The following is an 18,532-nucleotide window of genomic DNA, read 5'->3' as shown; positions in this document are numbered from 1 at the left end:
ATGCATAAGATTAAAAGTAAAGTATTTAAGTTAAGGTGAAAACATGAGTTGTGAAATCGAATTAACTAACCAAAAGCTCAATATCATTTTGCAAAGCGGAATTGTTTCTGGTGTGCGGTTTGCAATCAGTGAACATAAAAACCAAGTACATCAACTTTCTAAAAAGTTTGACAATGCGTACACTGACTCACAAATGGACTTACGCATTGGAGATTCAACAGTTGAAGTCGTTTCAGGCTACAAGGCTCTTAGCGATCATTACAATAACACTTCGCTAACACACCTGACTGATAAGCTAAAGAATGAAAGCGCAAAGCTAACAGTAATGCTCAATGAATTTTTTGATTCTTTTGGTAGCGAAGAGTTTAAAAAACTAGAGGACTTACTTAATAAAGTAAAATCAAACCACGAATTCGATAAACTCAATACAAAGAGAAAAGAAAAGTACAAACAGAAGGTTTTGTACCACATCGCAATGCTTTTAACAGGTAAGAAGCTCGATTTTGCTTTGCGAGATATTTTTAAGCTAGACACTTCCAAAGCTAATGTTAAGCTTGCGAAAGAAATGCATAAGTCACTGGTAAGCAAAAAGCACAGCATTTTGATGGATCTTAGCCATGATAAAGGAAGTAATCTATCAAAAGACCGTCGAGCGCTATACATGCTTGCTAAAGACTCTGAAAACGACCTTCTTGATCTAGCCTACTTGATGATGGCAATTATTGATGATGAAAGTCTAGTCGGATACACGGATGAGAGTAAGTATCTTAAGAATCTTTTCAAGTTACTTTCCTTGCATTGCCAAAAGATTCAATCTCGCTAAGGAATTCATCATGAGTCTAACCAATATTGAGATCTCGCAACCAAAGTGTATTGATGGTCGCTCACTACAAGAATGGCTGTGCGAATTTTTATCTAATAACCTAAAAGATAAAGAGATCTATTTGATGCCAGACAAACCACATGATTACACAGGAGAGTCTGGATTTTTCAGCAATGTTGATGTTGATAGCCATATTAACAAAGGCCAATTACTCTCAAAAATTTGTAGTATCAGCACAGACAAAACGGCTTATTTCTATGTCCAAGATGTAGTGGAGGCAGCTTGTGGCGCAGGGGTTCTTGATGATAGTCACTACCATGTTTTATTTAAATAATTCTAAAAGATAACCACAACAAAAAGGCTTGATCTTATCAAGCCTTTTTTACTAACTGAATTGTTTGTTACTCACATAGGCTCGAATCATATCTAAAACTGAGATATTTATGGAGTTTTCATTGATATCTTGATTATAGAAAAAGGCTAGCTCAGTCTTTGAGAAACCACTAATAATCTCCCTCAACTGCATTTCATTTCTTTCCATGATTTTAGACGCCACTTTTGAATGAATTTTAACGGTTGATAAAACCCAAAAACAAAAGCTCATAAGACCAATTATTAATTCAGCCCTAGAATCAAGCTCTGCAATCCACAAGGTAAACAAAGTCAAAGGTATGATGAACAATGATGCTGTAACAATAGAGTAAAAAAAAGTTACTTTAAGTTCTTTGTTCGTGCTATCAGTTACTTTCATTACCGAAGCTTTAAAAGCTTGGAATTTGCTAAATTTCGATGCGGTGGAATTCATAAAAATAGAGTCTTTTATTAATTGCTTTTAATGTATAAATTTTTTCTTTGTATGGATAAAGGCTGGCAAACCAGCCCTTAGAACTATCAACGCTGGAATTTTACTTAGGGTATTTATCTGCAACAAGTGAGTCTACAACTTCAGCATACTCTATCGCGTTAGCTCTACCACCAAACTTTTTACTAAGTTGCATAGCAATATTTTTAGTGACATTAGCCCCCTGAATGTTCAGGCTTTTTATTAGCTCGGGTGTAACCTTACTTACGCTCTTAGGTTCTTGAATGGAAATGACATCAACTTTGCTCTCAGATCCATTATCATTAGCTAAAACACCAGTCGAGGAAATAGCAAAAATAATCGCAAATAAAACCTGTTTTTTCATGATATTACTCCATTATCCATACAAACTAACCATAATTCATAACACATGGTTCGTCAATAATGCGCAGGCTCCACATTTCCACAATTATTGCATCTATGAACATCGCCAGATTTGCTTTTAACAAGCACTCTATTTATTACGAAACTCTTAGGCTCTTTTCTTGTCCATCCATAGCATCTCGCGGTTCTTGCTGCTTTCCATACAGAACCGTACCGTTCCAAGAAGGTTTGGAAAATATCCTTGCCAACAAAGGTTATTCCGCATTTTGCACAATTTGATTCACTCATATTAAACGTTTAGTAATTTTAGATAATTCCATTGTATCAAACAACAAACTTTACTTCCATAGTTATTTATGTATAATTGAGAACAATAAAAGGAGACACCATATGACAACCACCGTACCACTTATTCTTAATGATACTGACAAAGATATGCCTCTCATTGTAACTTCTAGATGGCTAGAATGGCTCTATGCCCCATGTACATCTATTAGTTACTTAGCACAGAACGAAGCTTTACTTTCAGGTCTTGTTGAAAAGTTTGGAGAATTCACTGGCACCGAATCGCACCCATATAAGGAGCCTGGCGACCCAAGAAATGCTTTCACTGGTAGTAACAATGAGTCAATTTTCCTTGCTGTTAGAAAAGGAGAGTTGGGCGTACTGACAGAAGCTGAAACAATGTATGTTCCATTCGATAAAGAAGAGCAAGTTGAAGAGGATGGTTGCCTTTATCTACCAGAAGCTCAGTTTAATCAGAAAGTTAAAGAATACTCTGAAGAGATTATTAAAATCTCAGAAAAATACCCGCAGACATTCTTTTGCCTAGCTTCTAACGACAACACTTTCATGAACCGTTTGTGTTTGATGGTGTTTACACCACTCAAGAAGAATTCAGAACTAGAATATGTATCGTCTTACACTGAGACATACCCTGACAACACCATTTCATTGATTGATGAAGAAATCAACGAAATCATTTGTCGAATTTAACTTACAGATAGGCATATCATGAGCGCAAAAACTAAAAGTATTGTGATTAAAAAAGAAACAGTTGAGTTTTTTTTCAAGATTTACAACAAAGTTCGTATTGATAAGAGCATTCAAGACCTGACATTAGAGAACATTGTTTTTATCACCAAAAGCAATTACTACTTTGCAAAAGAGCTTATGTCAGCTCAGTTTTACATCCTTCGGAATAAAAAGGATGATTTGTTAGCTGCAACCGAGACAGTGATGGAATTGCTTGAAGACAATTTTATCCCTCAAGATTTGGGTTCTGAAGTATTTGACGATGTAGAGTTCTTGATTACTGATCAGATGCTAGATGATTTTGTTAGCATGGCTTTACAAAGCCATCCATTATACAAATTTTATCCTACACTTCGCGCCGATCTTGAAGAAATGCTGGTTGAAATTCCTTCCCTATATTTTGAATATAAGCAGGGAAATCTTTCGAGTAAGACTGATTCTATCTCAGACACTTACGCTAGAGATTTATTTAATGAAAAATTAGCCTACAAAATGACAGGCGTTTATCAAAAATATGAAATTACCCCTGATATGTATCAAGCAAGGGTAAATGAGGCTCTTTGGCTGAACTCATGTCCTGAGAATGGTGTTACGATTCATGAAGAGACACTAACCATTGCACACAGAATGCTTGGAAAGCTCAATGAGCAGCTAAAGCAAGCAACTTATCCTCAGTTTGTATGGTATTTAACGCAATACCCTGAGTTGCTACGAGCAGTATTCTTTTTGCATACTCAAGTTAGAAGCTTTACGAAGCCCTTACTTATGTCAAAAGAAGAGCTGGATGTTTTCTTTGGTCAGGTGGATTCTCTTAATACACCAGAAGATTTTGAAGGTGCCGATCTTACATTTTCTTTTGATGATGAGATCGTTGAAAAAGCTAGAACTCAACTAGAATATCTTCTTCCGCACAATCAAGCGATTAAAGAGCGTGAGAACTTAATCAAATTCCTTAAGCTCAATTTTGATTTTTATCTTGAATGGGTAATTTCAGATAACAGCAAGATCTGCAAAACATTCATTGAGCGACATTTGTCTATTTAAGGAAAAAGCATGTCAAAAACTTGCGTGTACATCCGAAGTCTTGAGCTAAATTCTCAAGCAAAACGAGATCATGATCGCTATATGATTGGCGATAAAATTGAAACCGAAGGGCTATTTGACCAGTATCCTTTTGACAACTTCCTGATGAAAGTTGTAGACCGAACCTGGAATGAGAAAGCTCAAACACTGACGATTGATATCGACTTCATCATGCGCATTCGCACACCAGCGGAAGTGCAAAATTATTTATTAAACTATTGCTCTCCAAGTTGGGTTTTTGACAAATTTGGTAATGATATCGGAAACATTATCATAAGAATGGATATTTACAGACTCTTTCCAGAAAAGAAAATCGAAAACAAAGCCGATATCTTTGAAAAGCTGGATGACGAGTGCAAAAGAGAAGGGAAACCATCAATTAGTACTTTAATGGCTCTCTTTGATTTATCTTAATTAACGAGTGACAAGGCAGAAATTAATTATCATGGAAAAACAATTAAGCGTATCGGCAGCAAAACAGCTTATTGAGTTTATTTTCAATACAAACTACCGACTGGCACCTGATGGTGACGGTCTTTTTGCAACCAAAGAAGAAGCAATTAGTTTTGTGGAAAGCTCTGAATACAATCCCTGCGCTCCTTTAAATGTCTGTTTTGACACAAAGCAAGGGAACTATTGGGATTCTGTATCTGCTACTTTCGATGGTGATATTTGGGAAATGGAAGACCACTCAATGGGCGGAGCTTACGCTAGTGGAAAAAGCATTGAAGATGCTTTAACTAACCTAAGAGAGCAATGTGATCTTGATGATGATTTCTGCCCTGTAGAGCTATCCATTAATCTATAAATCTATTTCTCAATGACTTATCCAAGCACTTTCCTCACATATAAAGCCGTTTGGATAATGTCATAGGAATGCTTTTTCACTCTCAATCTATTGACTTGTTATTCAACTTATGTATAATTAATAACAACAAATTAAGAAGGAAAGCACCATGAAAGAATTTTCTTATTACTTGCGACAATCAGCACTGAACTCTTTAAAGCTACTACCTACTGTTGGTAAAAAGCTAACTGACTCGGAACTCAATGAAATTCAAGCACTGATTGAGAAAGAAGAACCGAGCTTAAGCGTTAAGCGTCAAGGTTCGGGCTTGCTTATTACTTCCTCAAACTTCCGTCTGCGTGATGGTGATTTGTCTGAAATGGTTTCTGATTGCGTTCCAAAGCAACTAACCAAAAAAGAACTGAAAGACGCTGAGAACCAAGAGAAGCGCAAAAAGATTGCTCAAGAAAAAAATGAGCGTATCGAAGATACGATTGGTTCAAATGAAAAAGCTGCCAAGTGGGTTGAAGACACATTCGGTCTTGCAAACATGAACAACTACAACAAAGCTGCTTTGATTGACTACATCACAGGCAAAGAGAAAGAGTTTAAAGGTATGCTTAATCGCTTAGCTGGCGAAATCGCATACAAAATTGGCGCTGTAAAAGACAATATGTATGATTACTCTGTCATCAAGCATAAGTTTGAGTCTGAAACTTCAAACTAACCAACTAGCACTCATAAAGCCAGCTAATAGCTGGCTTTTATATTGATATTGCTATGCATATTGACAGTGATTATTTTTTACATAGAATGTTTTTTATTGAATTAATTAAAGGGTAAATTTTATGAGCTTCCCGTTTGGAAAACCTAAACCAAAAACGGATGATTCAACTTCGTCAATGAATTCTAAAGAAAATGTCACTGTTCTTAGTGATAAGTCATTCGATAAGTTAACGAACATCCTTGAGAATCCACCAGCACCGACACAGGCAATGAAAGATCTAATGTCGAAGCCCCGATTAACTACCCGTGGTGATTCTCTGTAAGCATATAGTCAGAACATTGTTCTGACTATCTATTTTAGCCAATGAAAATTTAACAATGAAAATAAATAAGATACGGCGGATATTATTTGCGTTTTTCATAATAACCTTTTCAATGCCAGCATTAGCCTTTCCACTTGTTGATGGTGTTAGTGCGCTCTCTACACTTATCGGGGTAACAGGTTCTGTTATTGCAGGGATTTTTCCTTCCTTAAGAAAATCTAAAACGTCAACCTCTCTGATCTCAGCAATCATCCTTCTTACAGTTTCGCTACTTGGTTCCTTTTACTTTATTGATCATCAAACTTCATTAAGGAAAAGTGAGCTTGATATTGTCAGGCAGTCCAGACCAGATAGCCAGCTAAACAAGGATGTGATGAAGCGTGAATCGTCCATTAAATCTCCAGTTTTGCGTGAAGATGTTGAGTTTTATGAATCTCAAAACATTAGTGATACTGTCATATCTATAACTGATTACAAGAAATTACCAAAAGAAAACTCTCCTGAGATTGTTTACATTGATTTCAAAGAAAGTTCAGTATCATTTCAACCTCACATTGTTACCTCATTCGAAAGGGAAGCATATTCCGATTTAGCTGCCTATGTTAGCTCAATCAATGGTAACGCTATCTTCGCTGGTGGTTTCTTCAGTGACCGTGTACGAGCCGCTAGAGAAGTTTACGAAAGAACGGGCTTTAAAGTTAGCATCATTAAAGAATCAGATATCCTAAGCCACTTCAATAACCTTAGTTCTTCAAGACCAATACCGTATGCCACCGATTCAAGCATCTTTGACATGAATTTGTATGACCTTAGAAGTGCTGGCAATATTCGTCAAACCCATACGGTCTACAACGCAAAAATCACCACTCTTACTGATTTGCTTCTTTTGCCAAACTGGAAAATCAAAGAGCTTTTTGATGGCAAAAATGCAGTATTTGTCGATTACTATGACAACACATATAGAACAATGAACAATATTCTTGCAGATGCGGGAGTGAGTGATTTTAGCTTTTATCAAGGCGGATTGAAGCGACACTTTGAAGAAGGTGGAAATCTTACCCCTGACTACTATAACCAGAGGGTAGCCGATCCCTTTAAAATAACTCAGCTAGTAAAGGAAACTGACAAAGTAAGATTTCTATGTCTCGCGCAACCTCTGTGTATGGACAACATACCCAAAGATATGATGATCACTCTGTCATACCGTGATATTGGAAGGGAAGCATTTTTTGAAGAGCTTAAATCGATACCAAAAGATTACCTTTATGTGGCTTTAAGTAGCAACCAGGAAACAGCAGGTTTGGCGATTACAGCAGGGTATGTACTAACCAATTCTGGACACCAGTACATTGGCGAACTTCCCATGTTTGAAAGATTTTCAATCGAAGAGATAAGACACCAAATTGGTAGAGAGTATACCTATAACACTTCACTTCAAGAATATCGTGACAATCACTGGTCAGTAGCAGACGTTACAAGTGAAATATCAAGTGTTATTAAAAGCCTTGGTTGGTTTTCTTGCTTCTTCGCGGCAGGTGTTGTTTTGCGTCTCTTTTGCTTCCCATTACAATCACTAGTGTACAACTCATATTATTTTCAGACTAGGCAGAACCCATTTGTACTTTTGACCGCTTTGACCATCCCAGTCTTTATCATCCTGGCTTATTTTTACCTTGATGACTTGATCAGTTATTACGGAATAATCAGCCACTCTACGATGAGTCAACTACAGAGAGAAGGTTCAAAAGTCTATGTTCTGATTTTCTTAGCACTGGTTTCAATCCAATCCCTAATCTCATTCCCTAAAAGAAAGATGATTGCTTATGGAATCATCACACTAATGATTGGGTTATATATATTTGGTTATATGGATGGAATACCACAACCTATGACTTCATTTTTATTAGGGGGTGAAATTGCGGCTCTAGCTACGCAGATGCCGTACTTTTACATGTATATTAAAACATGTAATGCCGAGAGACTTGGCTATACAAATAAAGCGCTACTTCTCAGTAAGTTTACTTACCCTGATAAATGGAAGATTCTGAATCAATACAAAAAACAAGACGGATATCTAATAGACACTTCGATTGGAGAAAAAGGCTGGAAAGAGGTATCTAGAAAGCTTCCAAAGAACACTGTTCTGATCGTTCGCAGTTGCTCTTCAAAGTCTAAGGAGCAAGAGCTAGGAGGCTTCTACGAATCCTACATTTGCAATTCCATTCATGATGCTTACGATAAATTGAAGTTGCTATCGGACTACGGCTGTTCTCATGCCTACATACAAAAATATGAGGAATTCGAACTAACTGGTGTTTCGAGTTCTATTTCGTCTAACGGGAAAGGGATTTACTATGCGCTAGGAAAGCCTGAATCAGCCACAGAAGGGCGAAAGGGCGTTATTAGTGGAATCATAAGCAGAAGTAAATCAAATTACTCAGAAGCCTTTGAGAAGCGGATACGTGATGTCATATTTAGTGTCGAAAAGGCATTTAATGCACCTGTGTCCATCGAATTTGGTTTATCTGACAAAGAGCTTCGACTATTTCAAATTAGGATTCTCAAGAGGGATGGCGTTAACAAGTTATTCCCATTAAGTATCGATGATTATGAGCTAGGGGAGGCGTATTTAGCCAAATGCTCACCACTAACAGGTGAAGTGATCGAACTGGCTACGAAAGGAAACTTCATATATATCGATGGATTTTTGTACTCTAAGAAAAAGCCAAAGCTTACAAAACTGGTCTTTACTGAAAAAGGGTACGACAATCTGAAAGGTAAAATTGAAGAATTACTTGTGGAAAGTAAGGAGCTTAATTCTGGCTTAACATCACCATCTTGGAGTCTTGAGCGGTTAAAGGAGTGCATTGACATCTACAAGTCACTGTACAAGGCATCACTTTGCCGTTACACAATAGAGCGACCAGTATCACTAAGTGATTTCGAAATTGCCGCAGCATCTAACTCAGAGCTTGAGGTCGATGGGTATAAGCTACTAACCGACTGTAGAACAAAGAAAGAAGACTGTGTACGAGAAGGCATCCATTCTCTAATTGTTTTAAACACGTACTTAATAAATTTCCATATCAAAACATCAATTAACGCAGATATGATCCCTGAAAATTTATCAATTAAAACATTGTTGGACGGATCTAATCCTGAAGCCCTTATTGACTCAAGAAGAATGGATAATCCCTTAACTCAGCACAATACAGATAGCATTATTGTCTCAGGTTCTATACATGGCAAACCTTGGAATAGCATGAACAAAAGCCTCCCAGATGATGAGATGAAACGAATTCTGATCGGTGATGAAATCCCTTCTGATTGGGTTAAACAACTAGACCGATTTAGCGGTATAATTTCTGTATTTGGTCATGAGCTTTCTCACCTAGCAATCTCTGCGAAAACGCTTGGAATACCTTACCGAAAAGTAAGTCAAGAAGAGCTTGAAGAGCTACTTGAACAAGAAAGCATAACAATTGAATAATCAGGGGGTTTACCCCCTGTGTTACACAGGCATCAGAATCATGTTCTGGTGCTTTTGTTTTATTGGAAAAATGCTAGTATCTAAAGACACTTAGGAGATTAACATGCGTTTTTTCGAAGATCCCAATTTTGTCATCATGGATTTTAGCTGTCCATATTGTAAGCAAGATACAACCGCCACTGTGCATGAAGATGGCGCATCATGTTGCAATTCGTGTAATTCAGAAGTGAAACCGCCAATGATGTATGCGGAAGCAAAGAAACTTAACTGAGGTAAAGTAAGTGGATAAAGAATCTCAGAGAGAACTAGACACTCTCATCAAAGAATATGACTCATTCGTAAAAGAATCATTAGCATCTCAACTTGGACTTAGAAACAAATATCTGCGAAGCGATAACGGTTCCATTTATGTAAGAAAGCTATTACATCCTACCCTGCCGCATTGCTTCTGCATTTCAAGCATTGAGCTTAGTGAACATATGAGAGGAAAGGGGATTATGACTGGCTTCCTGGATTATGTAGAAAGCAACCTTTCTGAATATGCTGGAGTTGAATTCGAATGCATTCACAATCATGATTTAGTTAATTATTTAGAGAAAAGAGGCTATACATGGTCTCCATACCGTGCCGTGTACCTGAAAGATCTTGAGCATCATTTATATAAGGCTAAAGCTTAATATCAAGAGACTTTCCTTTTATTTATTGGTACAATAATTGAGCAATAAATAATAAAAAAGGAAAGTCTTATGATTATAGAAATGAAGTTCAGTAATGCCCTGAAAGAACTTAGAGAAAGAACGGAAAACGAACTTAATTCCATCTTAGAAACATCTGTTGAAGATGACTCCGTATCTGTTGTATTCAAAGATGCTCAAGAATCATATGCGATGATCAGGTATTTCATGATTGGCAATGAATGGACTCATTCTATTGATGTAGCCAAAGGCACACTTCAAGAAGCGTTGTCTGCATACTCGGAATCACTTCATGGAAATGCTGGCTACATACAGTGCTATGCCCCTGAAGCAAAATAAACTCACCATAGGTGAGAACTGTCAATGTTTCATTACCGTTGCTGGTAGCGTTAACCTTCCTGCTTTGATTGACGCTGCCACTCTATGCCAACCATCCCAGATATAAGCTTTCCCATCAATCTCAGAAATGTACACAGGCTCTCTGATTGGGTTTTTGAGCATATCTTCGAAGTAGTCTTCGCCTCTGATATCAGATAAGTCCTTTACCTCATCATTAAACCAGATCTTCCAGTCTTCCAAGTTATCCATTAAATGAATCAGTCTTTCAATAGGGTAGTTCCTTTGCAGACTAAAGGTTCCATTACTTGGCTCAATGTAACCAGGATCACCTTTACACACATTTTCACCCTCAAGCATAATGAAGTCTTGCTTTAGAATTTCTGTTTTCATAACCTCTCCTTTGTTTTTAATAATACAGTCTTCATATCAAAAGTAAATAAAGTGCCGTTAATTAAATTATTTTTGTTGCTTTGATTTTTTTACTATGTATAATAAGAATCCATGAATGATGAAAATACAATTCAACATAATCGACTATGCCCCAGATGCACTATTATTTGGGACAAGCACAAGCTCGGTTCCGACTGTCCAAAGTGTAAAGCTCACAGCTTTATGACTATGAATACTGGTGACATTGGCACTGCCATGTTTCTTGATCAATCAAAACTGACCCTTAACAATTTTAATCCTTATGAGGAATAGAAATGGCTAAAAGTAAAAATAGCGCCAAGGTTTGCAATTCTGTTGCAAAACACGCTAGAACTTTCAACCTTTCTCATGTTTTCGTTGATCGAAAGAAGCGTGAGAAGAGCGGATACTCAAAACACAAAGCAATGAATGCATACTGATTTGAGAGGTAATATGACTAAATCTTATCGTGAGGTGATTAACCGAAGATAGCCAGCACCACGGTGGTGTTGGCGTTAGAGGAAATCACTATGTTACATAAAAACAAGAAAGCAAGTTTACGTATCCATCATGCAAATCGCATGAAAGATAAAGCATTTAAAAAGTTATACGGAACCTGGTATCTACCTTCATGCACAGAAGGTAAAGAGGAAGCGATTAAAGCGGCAAAGCTATCCGCTAGTAGGGTAAAAGACCACTTGGCAGTTTGTAGCTGCTTTGGCTGTGGAAATCCTCGTCGTCATAGTTTCCGTAAAAACGATAAGTTAACTATGCAGGAGCGCCGTTTTTTAGATAGCGCGAAATCTTGGGATTATTAATTGAATGGCGCTCGGTGAGCGCCTTTTTAGTATTGAAATATTGACCCAAATATTTATTTGTGTATAGTAATAACAATTAAAGAATCCAATCCAATTTAATAAAGAGTTTACTAATGGCTAAGAAGCAAAAAATCAAAAAGAAGTTTGGGAATCCTCAAAAGCAAGCTCAGTACGCCAATCAACAGGCGCATAAAGAGCAGATTGAATCTGATAAGCTTTTAGTTTGCTCAATCATGGATCGTTGGGCTGAACAATGTAAGCCAAGAAAGGATTTGGACTTAGGTGAACACTATCTAACATTCACCCTTGTTCCTGCCTGTATTCGTTCCAATACTGAGCTTGTGGGGACTTACGAGGCTGTAATTAACTACTGTGAGCAGGTAGTCTCAGGTAAAATTATTGAGAGCAACCAAATCATCAATGAAGCGACAAAAATGATTAAGCCTCTATATCGTTTAAAAGCAGAACAAGACAAAAAATCTGTTGCTGAAGGCGCTGTCTGATCATGAAAAAGCAGAGAAAGAAACTGCCTAGTCAAAGAAAATCGAATACTAGCGATAAAGAGATTGCTTGCGCTGTGTTCTTTGGCTTTGCGCAAAAAGCCTTGAATACCAAAACATAAGGAAATTTATGAAATTACCAAATGATTTCCACCTTGCAAAGCTTGGTCGATTCTATGTTGCTCAGTCATCTCCAAATGGTATGAGTATTATAGTTGGAGCGCCTATGTATCAAGGCGTATTTGAAGGTGGCGAGGTAATTGAAATCAGTCACTCACTAGGCTCAACTACCGCTGAATCTCTCGGAGTAAGCGCAATTTATGGTGATGATTCTGATAATGGCTCTGTCGATAAATTACTAGGGAGTTCGCTTGGTAGGCACTGCATTGCCAAAGATAATCCTGAGATTGTTTCAAACTCAATGGTCGGGCGATTTTACGTTAAAGAAGCTTGTAAACAGTTAATTTTCATTGGATGCATCAAATCAGATTTTGCAGAGATCGGTGATGTTTATGAAATTCGACTAGAGCATGGACAGGTTAGCGTTACGAATTTAGGTAAAAGTGTTCTTTATGGTAAAGACGAGGTAAACCCCAAGTATAGTATTGACAGGTTACTCGCCCTCTCTCAAGGCTTTCATTGCATTGTTTAACTCCAAATTGTAGTGGCAGTATGCCACTACTCAACCTTTCTCAATAAATCCACCCATTTTGGAATTTGTTTTGCTTCTCCAGAAAACCCATCGTTAGTCCAGATGTACTTGTCATCGAAACTATAAATAAGACTAAGATCCATCCTTTCTTTATACTCTTTTACTTCGCTATCAAGGTTATCTAGGACGTAACGCTTGTCCGATTTGCTGTCAAATACAAGCAACACCATGTGCGGATCGTTAAAACTTTGCATATTGACGTAAGCAAGTTTCATGTGAGACCTTTTCACGCCAAGCTCACTTAATGCAAAAAACTTTGAAATTACGAAGTCTTCCGAATCGCCAGATTTATCTCTTGAAAACTCAGCAGGTGTTTTCCATACATCGGATTCACCAGGTTCAAGCTCGAATGAAAATTGGTTGTAATGATTGTTTACCAATACAGCCTTATCCAAAACGCTTAGGTTTTTATCTTTCTCACTAAATTCTGTTGGTAAGGCGATTGCTTTTAATGATACAGCCATAGCCATTATCAAAAACGTGATTTTTATATTCATAATTAATTTTAAGCGCTACCCGAAAGATAGCGCGATATTTATTAGTAAATCGTACAAGGTTTAGCTAGCTTAAAATGGAATATCCATATCAAAGTCAGAACTGTTAATATCTTTTATATGAACAAAATCTTTAAGTTCTACCTTTTCCAAATTATCAATTCTATAGGTTGAGCCTGCCTTTAAGAAAGCTTCAGTCTCATCACCAGACTTCCAATTCCTTACTTTTGCATAAACACCTTCTTTAGACATAGCGCCAGCAGCGTTCATTGTTCGATTATCTAAAGTGATAAGACTCACATGTTCACCTTTGTCCCGAGTCAACATGGTGTGAGAGATAACAGCAGAAGAATCTACCCTACTATTGAAGTTGTCGGTGGAAAACAATAAAGGATGTTCTTTATCATTTCTTAATCCAACAACATCTCCCGTATAGTCTGAGTAATCAAATACACCGCTCTTATAAGCTTCCTGTCTTAGCTTTTGTGTTAGTTCGCTAAGTTCAGCCTCAATCTTTCTAATTGTCTCGACATCAGAGACAACAAATAGCTCATCAATAGAGTGATGTGTACAGACATCTCCATCTCGATCATCTAAATCATGAACAATTGACTCAACAGCATTAACCAAGATCATTGATGATTTGACAAGCTTTCTTGAGGCAAAATCTGCGATTGACTCAGCTTCGCATTTGTTATCGCAATATACTAGATTCCCTTCAATTGATAAGATATCAACACCGTCTCGTGTTAATACAACACCGTCCTGAGGGTTTAGCGTGAAACCGATTGATGTTTTGTACGATTCCTCAATATCACGGACGCTTTCACCAATAAAGAAGCGTTTACCATTAACATCATAATACTGTGGCTTCTTACCAAGATCAGAACACATTGCATTGTGCAAACTCATGGCACCGATTTCTAGCTGACTTACTCCAAAGGAATCCTTTAAAATACCAACTTCTTCATCTGTGATTCTGTAGCTATTTCTGACGTGAGAAAGCAACTGAATAACCGCATCAGTATCAACAGGAAAAACCAACTTTTCACCGATCATTGGTCTGGCAGGAACCAAAGAAATATTGAATCCATCATTCTCTAAAATTTCTTCGATGGAATCATATTCAACTACAGATGTCTTATCACCATCGATCAACTCAAATTTCATAAACAAAACCTATTTAATATTTTTTTGATTATACAATAAAAAACCATATTTTGTACATCACTTGAAATTATATTGATTAATTGTATGCATTTTGTTACTTTAATTTGATGTTCATTAAGGAAAATTACGATGAATAAACCAAAAAATGCAGAACTCATCCAAAAATTAATCTTGCTTGGTGATATTGCTAGAGAAAACAATGGAAGCCTTTCCCTAAAAGGTCTGTCTAAAGAAGAGTCAAAGAAAGCTCTCAGTGAATTTTTCAAAAACCGTCGAAAAGCTTAAGCCGCACTCACGGTTAACCACTTCAATTGGGTTAGCCTTTCATAAACAGCATTCTCAGAGACACCGAGTTTGTTTGCTAGAACTGACAAATCGGTGATTCTCTCTTTAAGAATCAAATAATCAACCGCTTCTTTTGGAATGATGTACTCCAAAGCAAGTTGTTGGCATCTTCTGATAGACCACGATTTTGAATCCAAAGAGAAGTCCTCAATGGTAAAGAAGTTTGCATCCCCCTCATGGATAGAGTGATGATGCATACTGATATAAGCAATAACATGAGCAATCATGTAACGTTTTTGCTCGTCTGAGATGGAAGGTCTAAGATGCAAATCATACCTTTTAAACCCGCTCTTTGAATTTGCACTATTAATCTTAGCTTCCAATTCAGAATTAAGCTCATTATCGCACACAACTGAAAGACCGAGGTTATGGGAAATGCCCTCGATATCTACTGGAATTTTCCAGTTCCAATACATATCTATAAATGTAGATGGATTACCAATAGCGTCAAAAACCATAAAAATATTAACATAAAAAACAATGGCTCAATTATACACTGAGCCATCACTTAAGTCATGTATTTTATAGTTTTGGGCAAGGTATGTTCATAGAAACCATACCGCTAATTGCGTAGCACTTTTGATCGGCAAAGTCGTAAAACGTACCCTCTGGATTTTGATAGAAATCGTAGTCAGTGGTTTTAGTTAATTTTTTGATATAAGTATAATTAGTCTCTGACTTAAACCCATCCAGTGAGCTACCAGGTTCAGGAACAGTAAGCTGGTCGGTCTCAATTTCATTTGTTACCGTTTCTACAATGGTATGAGTAATCTTTCCATCAATCAGAATCTTGTTCTTATCGTTAGAAAGAGGGTAAATTGGCGAGTTGGCTTTTGCAATGTTTCCATTGAAAGTAGTATAAGTAATCACACCCTCAGAAAGAATTTTTTCACAAGAGTATGATCGGCTTACAACCTCAAAGAAATCATTTTCAAAGTCGATTGTTCGCTTGTAGTTTACACAAATGTCCGTATCACCGATCTGATAAGTCGTTACTACGTCATAACCACTATTACCACTACATCCAGCCAGAGTCACTATAGCTGCAATGGCACTTAGCATTTTTATTTTCATCATTAATTCCTTGAATTTCTTTATTGATTAATTTTATGTTTACTGCAATCATTACTTAGATATAATAACGCATATAAAAACGAAATGGATCTTAAAATGAAAACAATTGATTTACAAGTATTATATGGCTCTATGGTTTTTGGTCGCTACAGAACAGACAGTGAAAAGTCAGGTGAAGCACTACGAGAAGATCATTTAGTTCCAATGTTAAATGAGGATGATTCTGCTATCACTGTGAAGTTGAACACTAGCGGATTATCTTCAGGATTCTTAGAAGAGGCATTTGGCGGTTTAGTGCGAGTGCATGGTTTCACTAAAGATGAGCTTACTCATCGACTATCATTACTCTCTGAAGATAGACCTGATGTCATTGAGGACATCTGGGAATACATTACTGAAGCCCAAAATTACAAAGCTGAGAAAATGTTGAGCGTGTAAATGAAAAGAGTTATATCAGATAGAGAAAGAAATCTGTCTAAACAGAAAGAGAGTGAGAAAGCAGCTAAAGAATTTGAAAAAGAAATAGTAAAACTAGGTAGAACCATAAGAATGTATGTTTTATATGATAATTTCTTCTTCTACATCGCTATTCCATTTGTTCTGAATATCTCCCTAACACCTTTTCTATTGATTGGTGATACCAGAGTGGCATCAATGGTAACTATATTCATTGGCGTTCCGTTTTCATCACTGTTTTTTTATTTATTTGACTCTACTCTCAATAAAAAGCAAAGACGATGGAGACATATGCTTGAAGAAAGAATCACTGAGTACGACAACTTCTGTACAATGAATAACATTAATAACAATGTTCAGTAATAAAATCACAAAAAATGCGGAATAAATTAATGAAAAAATTAGCTGTCACGTCAATTTTATTGCTTTTGACTGGTTGCAATACGCAGGATACTCCAGATAAATACATTACAAGCAAGGTATGTGATGATGTAAAGGTTAAAGAGATGACCTTGGAGTGTGTAAAAGATGGGGATTGGAGTCTTAGCCACAATCGCGGTCAAACGTATGAGGGCGCTTGCAAGAGATTTTCGGAAGAAATGAATTGCTCCACGAGTAAAACACTGAACCTTGAATGGGTAGAGTTTGAAAGGGCTAAACAGAAAAGCGATATGAAAATTGTAATAAAATCAGAATGAATTGAGAAATAAAAATCATGCAACACGAAATTGCTAAACACAGATCAAAGATGGACAATATCAAGAAGGATATTGACTTCAAGCTTAGACTGATGAACGGTACTAAAGCATTTATCGTTCTAACAATGGCATGGGTGATTTGCGGGTTCTATGAGTACAACTGGCTAGAATCATTCGAAAAATGCCTTTTTACCTTTGCCATGATTTTAGTTTGGTCTGGATTATCCATAGTTCTTTTATTTAATAGTGAGGATGAAAAGCTTATTGACTATGAGTACCATCAATCCTGCCTAGAAAGACTTCTCAAGATCCAGAACATTCAAAAGTAGTTATACCCAAATGCAAATCCACCCTAAAGGGTGGACATGTTCTCAATAGCGTCTAGGTTCTTTGTGCTGAACAGCTTCGTGTTGTCTGGGTGTACAGCAAAGCGTTCCTCTACAGGCATTCTCGACTGAAGCTTTTTAATAATTAAAGAGTTCATTAGAGAGAAGTCATAGTCTCCAACTAGCAATAATTCTGGTGACTCATCTAAATTTAGGTAGATATGGAACTCGCACTCTAAGCAGCTCTTGTCATGTTCTACTTGGATGATAGAGACCTTTTGGTTGAGAACCACTGAATCCCAGCGGTGATAAACGTCCACATAAGGGCTGTGACGTGAGTTTGGAGTAGAAATCGAGTATCCACCTTCAGACTCTTCCCATTCAATAAATGGTGCCTTTCCGATTAAAGTCGATCCAGAAGAGTGAATGTCTTCTTTCCATAGCTCCAGAATTTCATTCGATAATGGATGATCTGAAGATTTCAAAATATGAGCAATGGCACTTTTATGCTTGTTCATGAGAAGCACGTAAGTACCCTCCGTCTCTTTATCTTCCTCTTCCTTTTGTCGGTAGTCCTGAAGTGTCATAACGTTTTTAAGATTAGACATTTTCTGCTTATCGAATTCGATTCGCTGACCAGGTTGGTTATCCCACAATAGAAAATCTTCGAAAGCACCTTCAAAATCACAAACAATATCTTTCTGAACACCCTTTCCTTTGATTAATGAGGTAATGGTTTCTACATCAAAACCTTTAAGGTGTTGAAATGTAATATCTTCAGCACGGTCTACTTGAACACCGTTTTCACTCAGAAAGCTGAAAATTCGCTTCATAGAGGATGCTGGCAGATAGGGATTCAGTAATGATTTTGGATGACCGAAACTGTAAAACATTGCATATCTTCCTATATAAATAATGTTCTCATAATACACAAGTTGGACTCAAAGTAAAGTCATATCGCTATAGCAAAATTGAGCTAAATCAAAATTGATACCGTACCCGAGTGGTATAATTTTTAATTGAAAAAATAAATTAATTAATAAA

28 protein-coding genes are annotated in these 18,532 nt (G+C 36.9%); 20 read left to right on the top strand and 8 right to left on the bottom strand.

Annotation, left to right across the window (positions count from 1 at the left end; all coding sequences use genetic code 11):
* The first annotated feature begins 43 nt into the window (after positions 1-43).
* Positions 44-823 carry a hypothetical protein gene (locus R7P80_RS18615; RefSeq protein ID WP_053318949.1) on the top strand — a complete coding sequence of 260 codons (780 nt, stop codon included), beginning with the start codon at positions 44-46 and terminating at the stop codon, positions 821-823.
* A 10-nt stretch (positions 824-833) separates the two neighbouring features.
* Entirely contained in the window at positions 834-1,157 is a 324-nt protein-coding gene (locus R7P80_RS18610; RefSeq protein WP_045591924.1) for a hypothetical protein, read from the top strand.
* A 51-nt stretch (positions 1,158-1,208) separates the two neighbouring features.
* Here R7P80_RS18610 and R7P80_RS18605 read toward each other — a convergent pair whose 3' ends face one another.
* The gene (locus R7P80_RS18605; protein WP_045591926.1) at positions 1,209-1,628 is read right to left on the bottom strand and encodes a hypothetical protein; all 420 of its coding nucleotides are present in this window, start codon (positions 1,626-1,628) and stop codon (positions 1,209-1,211) included.
* A gap of 100 nt (positions 1,629-1,728) precedes the next feature.
* Positions 1,729-2,010: a hypothetical protein gene (locus tag R7P80_RS18600; protein WP_318096776.1), complete on the bottom strand. Its 282-nt coding sequence runs from the start codon at positions 2,008-2,010 to the stop codon at positions 1,729-1,731.
* Between the two features lie 389 nt (positions 2,011-2,399).
* Here R7P80_RS18600 and R7P80_RS18595 point away from each other — a divergent pair, with 389 nt between their 5' ends.
* The 10 genes from R7P80_RS18595 (at position 2,400) to R7P80_RS18550 (ending at position 10,487) form a co-directional block, all read left to right on the top strand.
* Positions 2,400-3,005: a hypothetical protein gene (locus R7P80_RS18595; protein ID WP_318096775.1), complete on the top strand. Its 606-nt coding sequence runs from the start codon at positions 2,400-2,402 to the stop codon at positions 3,003-3,005.
* 18 nt (positions 3,006-3,023) lie between these two features.
* Positions 3,024-4,088 carry a hypothetical protein gene (locus tag R7P80_RS18590; protein WP_318096774.1) on the top strand — a complete coding sequence of 355 codons (1,065 nt, stop codon included), beginning with the start codon at positions 3,024-3,026 and terminating at the stop codon, positions 4,086-4,088.
* Between the two features lie 9 nt (positions 4,089-4,097).
* Positions 4,098-4,541, top strand: a complete 444-nt coding sequence (locus R7P80_RS18585; RefSeq protein WP_021485503.1) for a hypothetical protein — start codon at positions 4,098-4,100, stop codon at positions 4,539-4,541.
* 31 nt (positions 4,542-4,572) lie between these two features.
* Positions 4,573-4,935: a hypothetical protein gene (locus R7P80_RS18580; protein ID WP_021485642.1), complete on the top strand. Its 363-nt coding sequence runs from the start codon at positions 4,573-4,575 to the stop codon at positions 4,933-4,935.
* A gap of 148 nt (positions 4,936-5,083) precedes the next feature.
* Positions 5,084-5,641, top strand: a complete 558-nt coding sequence (locus R7P80_RS18575) for a hypothetical protein (protein ID WP_021486056.1) — start codon at positions 5,084-5,086, stop codon at positions 5,639-5,641.
* A 121-nt stretch (positions 5,642-5,762) separates the two neighbouring features.
* Positions 5,763-5,963, top strand: a complete 201-nt coding sequence (locus R7P80_RS18570) for a DUF1778 domain-containing protein (protein ID WP_021485745.1) — start codon at positions 5,763-5,765, stop codon at positions 5,961-5,963.
* A 55-nt stretch (positions 5,964-6,018) separates the two neighbouring features.
* Positions 6,019-9,453 (top strand): PEP-utilizing enzyme, encoded by a 3,435-nt coding sequence (locus R7P80_RS18565; RefSeq protein WP_318096773.1) that lies wholly within the window; start codon positions 6,019-6,021, stop codon positions 9,451-9,453.
* Positions 9,454-9,556: 103 nt separating this feature from the next.
* A complete protein-coding gene (locus tag R7P80_RS18560; protein WP_318096772.1) occupies positions 9,557-9,724 on the top strand; it encodes a hypothetical protein in 168 nt (55 codons plus the stop codon).
* 10 nt (positions 9,725-9,734) lie between these two features.
* Positions 9,735-10,130 (top strand): hypothetical protein, encoded by a 396-nt coding sequence (locus R7P80_RS18555; protein WP_318096771.1) that lies wholly within the window; start codon positions 9,735-9,737, stop codon positions 10,128-10,130.
* Between the two features lie 69 nt (positions 10,131-10,199).
* Complete coding sequence (locus R7P80_RS18550) at positions 10,200-10,487, top strand: hypothetical protein (RefSeq protein WP_053318941.1); 288 nt, start codon at positions 10,200-10,202, stop codon at positions 10,485-10,487.
* Positions 10,488-10,508: 21 nt separating this feature from the next.
* Here R7P80_RS18550 and R7P80_RS18545 read toward each other — a convergent pair whose 3' ends face one another.
* A complete protein-coding gene (locus R7P80_RS18545) occupies positions 10,509-10,877 on the bottom strand; it encodes a hypothetical protein (protein WP_318096770.1) in 369 nt (122 codons plus the stop codon).
* A 548-nt stretch (positions 10,878-11,425) separates the two neighbouring features.
* On the opposite strand from R7P80_RS18545, the gene R7P80_RS18540 reads away from it, so the two are divergent.
* The 3 genes from R7P80_RS18540 (at position 11,426) to R7P80_RS18530 (ending at position 12,865) form a co-directional block, all read left to right on the top strand.
* On the top strand, positions 11,426-11,713 hold the full coding sequence (locus R7P80_RS18540; RefSeq protein WP_021486327.1) for a hypothetical protein: 288 nt from the start codon (positions 11,426-11,428) through the stop codon (positions 11,711-11,713).
* A 113-nt stretch (positions 11,714-11,826) separates the two neighbouring features.
* Positions 11,827-12,216: a hypothetical protein gene (locus R7P80_RS18535; RefSeq protein ID WP_021486183.1), complete on the top strand. Its 390-nt coding sequence runs from the start codon at positions 11,827-11,829 to the stop codon at positions 12,214-12,216.
* A 127-nt stretch (positions 12,217-12,343) separates the two neighbouring features.
* Positions 12,344-12,865, top strand: a complete 522-nt coding sequence (locus R7P80_RS18530) for a hypothetical protein (RefSeq protein WP_318096769.1) — start codon at positions 12,344-12,346, stop codon at positions 12,863-12,865.
* Between the two features lie 26 nt (positions 12,866-12,891).
* Here R7P80_RS18530 and R7P80_RS18525 read toward each other — a convergent pair whose 3' ends face one another.
* Both R7P80_RS18525 and R7P80_RS18520 read right to left on the bottom strand, forming a co-directional pair.
* Positions 12,892-13,422: a transglutaminase-like cysteine peptidase gene (locus R7P80_RS18525; protein ID WP_318096768.1), complete on the bottom strand. Its 531-nt coding sequence runs from the start codon at positions 13,420-13,422 to the stop codon at positions 12,892-12,894.
* 69 nt (positions 13,423-13,491) lie between these two features.
* The gene (locus R7P80_RS18520) at positions 13,492-14,589 is read right to left on the bottom strand and encodes a hypothetical protein (RefSeq protein WP_318096767.1); all 1,098 of its coding nucleotides are present in this window, start codon (positions 14,587-14,589) and stop codon (positions 13,492-13,494) included.
* A gap of 129 nt (positions 14,590-14,718) precedes the next feature.
* Here R7P80_RS18520 and R7P80_RS18515 point away from each other — a divergent pair, with 129 nt between their 5' ends.
* A complete protein-coding gene (locus R7P80_RS18515) occupies positions 14,719-14,874 on the top strand; it encodes a hypothetical protein (protein WP_155399584.1) in 156 nt (51 codons plus the stop codon).
* On the opposite strand, the gene R7P80_RS18510 is transcribed toward R7P80_RS18515, so the two are convergent.
* Together R7P80_RS18510 and R7P80_RS18505 are read right to left on the bottom strand one after the other, a co-directional pair.
* A complete protein-coding gene (locus R7P80_RS18510; protein WP_318096766.1) occupies positions 14,871-15,392 on the bottom strand; it encodes an ImmA/IrrE family metallo-endopeptidase in 522 nt (173 codons plus the stop codon). The two genes, R7P80_RS18515 and R7P80_RS18510, sit on opposite strands and share 4 nt — an antisense overlap.
* A 64-nt stretch (positions 15,393-15,456) precedes the next feature.
* Positions 15,457-15,996, bottom strand: coding sequence for a hypothetical protein (locus R7P80_RS18505; protein ID WP_318096765.1), 540 nt, complete (start codon positions 15,994-15,996; stop codon positions 15,457-15,459).
* A 108-nt stretch (positions 15,997-16,104) separates the two neighbouring features.
* Here R7P80_RS18505 and R7P80_RS18500 point away from each other — a divergent pair, with 108 nt between their 5' ends.
* The 4 genes from R7P80_RS18500 to R7P80_RS18485 are packed head-to-tail and all read left to right on the top strand — an operon-like array spanning position 16,105 to position 17,491.
* On the top strand, positions 16,105-16,446 hold the full coding sequence (locus R7P80_RS18500) for an STAS-like domain-containing protein (RefSeq protein WP_318096764.1): 342 nt from the start codon (positions 16,105-16,107) through the stop codon (positions 16,444-16,446).
* Positions 16,447-16,827, top strand: coding sequence for a hypothetical protein (locus R7P80_RS18495; RefSeq protein WP_318096763.1), 381 nt, complete (start codon positions 16,447-16,449; stop codon positions 16,825-16,827).
* A 29-nt stretch (positions 16,828-16,856) separates the two neighbouring features.
* Positions 16,857-17,162 carry a hypothetical protein gene (locus tag R7P80_RS18490; RefSeq protein ID WP_318096762.1) on the top strand — a complete coding sequence of 102 codons (306 nt, stop codon included), beginning with the start codon at positions 16,857-16,859 and terminating at the stop codon, positions 17,160-17,162.
* Between the two features lie 17 nt (positions 17,163-17,179).
* On the top strand, positions 17,180-17,491 hold the full coding sequence (locus R7P80_RS18485) for a hypothetical protein (protein ID WP_045591956.1): 312 nt from the start codon (positions 17,180-17,182) through the stop codon (positions 17,489-17,491).
* A 23-nt stretch (positions 17,492-17,514) separates the two neighbouring features.
* Here R7P80_RS18485 and R7P80_RS18480 read toward each other — a convergent pair whose 3' ends face one another.
* Positions 17,515-18,381, bottom strand: coding sequence for a hypothetical protein (locus tag R7P80_RS18480; protein WP_273981778.1), 867 nt, complete (start codon positions 18,379-18,381; stop codon positions 17,515-17,517).
* Positions 18,382-18,532 lie beyond the last annotated feature (151 nt).

The organism is Vibrio sp. 2092 (assembly GCF_033339635.1).
Taxonomy (GTDB): domain Bacteria; phylum Pseudomonadota; class Gammaproteobacteria; order Enterobacterales; family Vibrionaceae; genus Vibrio; species Vibrio alginolyticus.
The sequence above is the reverse complement of the archived record's forward strand: the minus strand, read 5'-3'. Positions and strand labels throughout refer to the sequence as shown.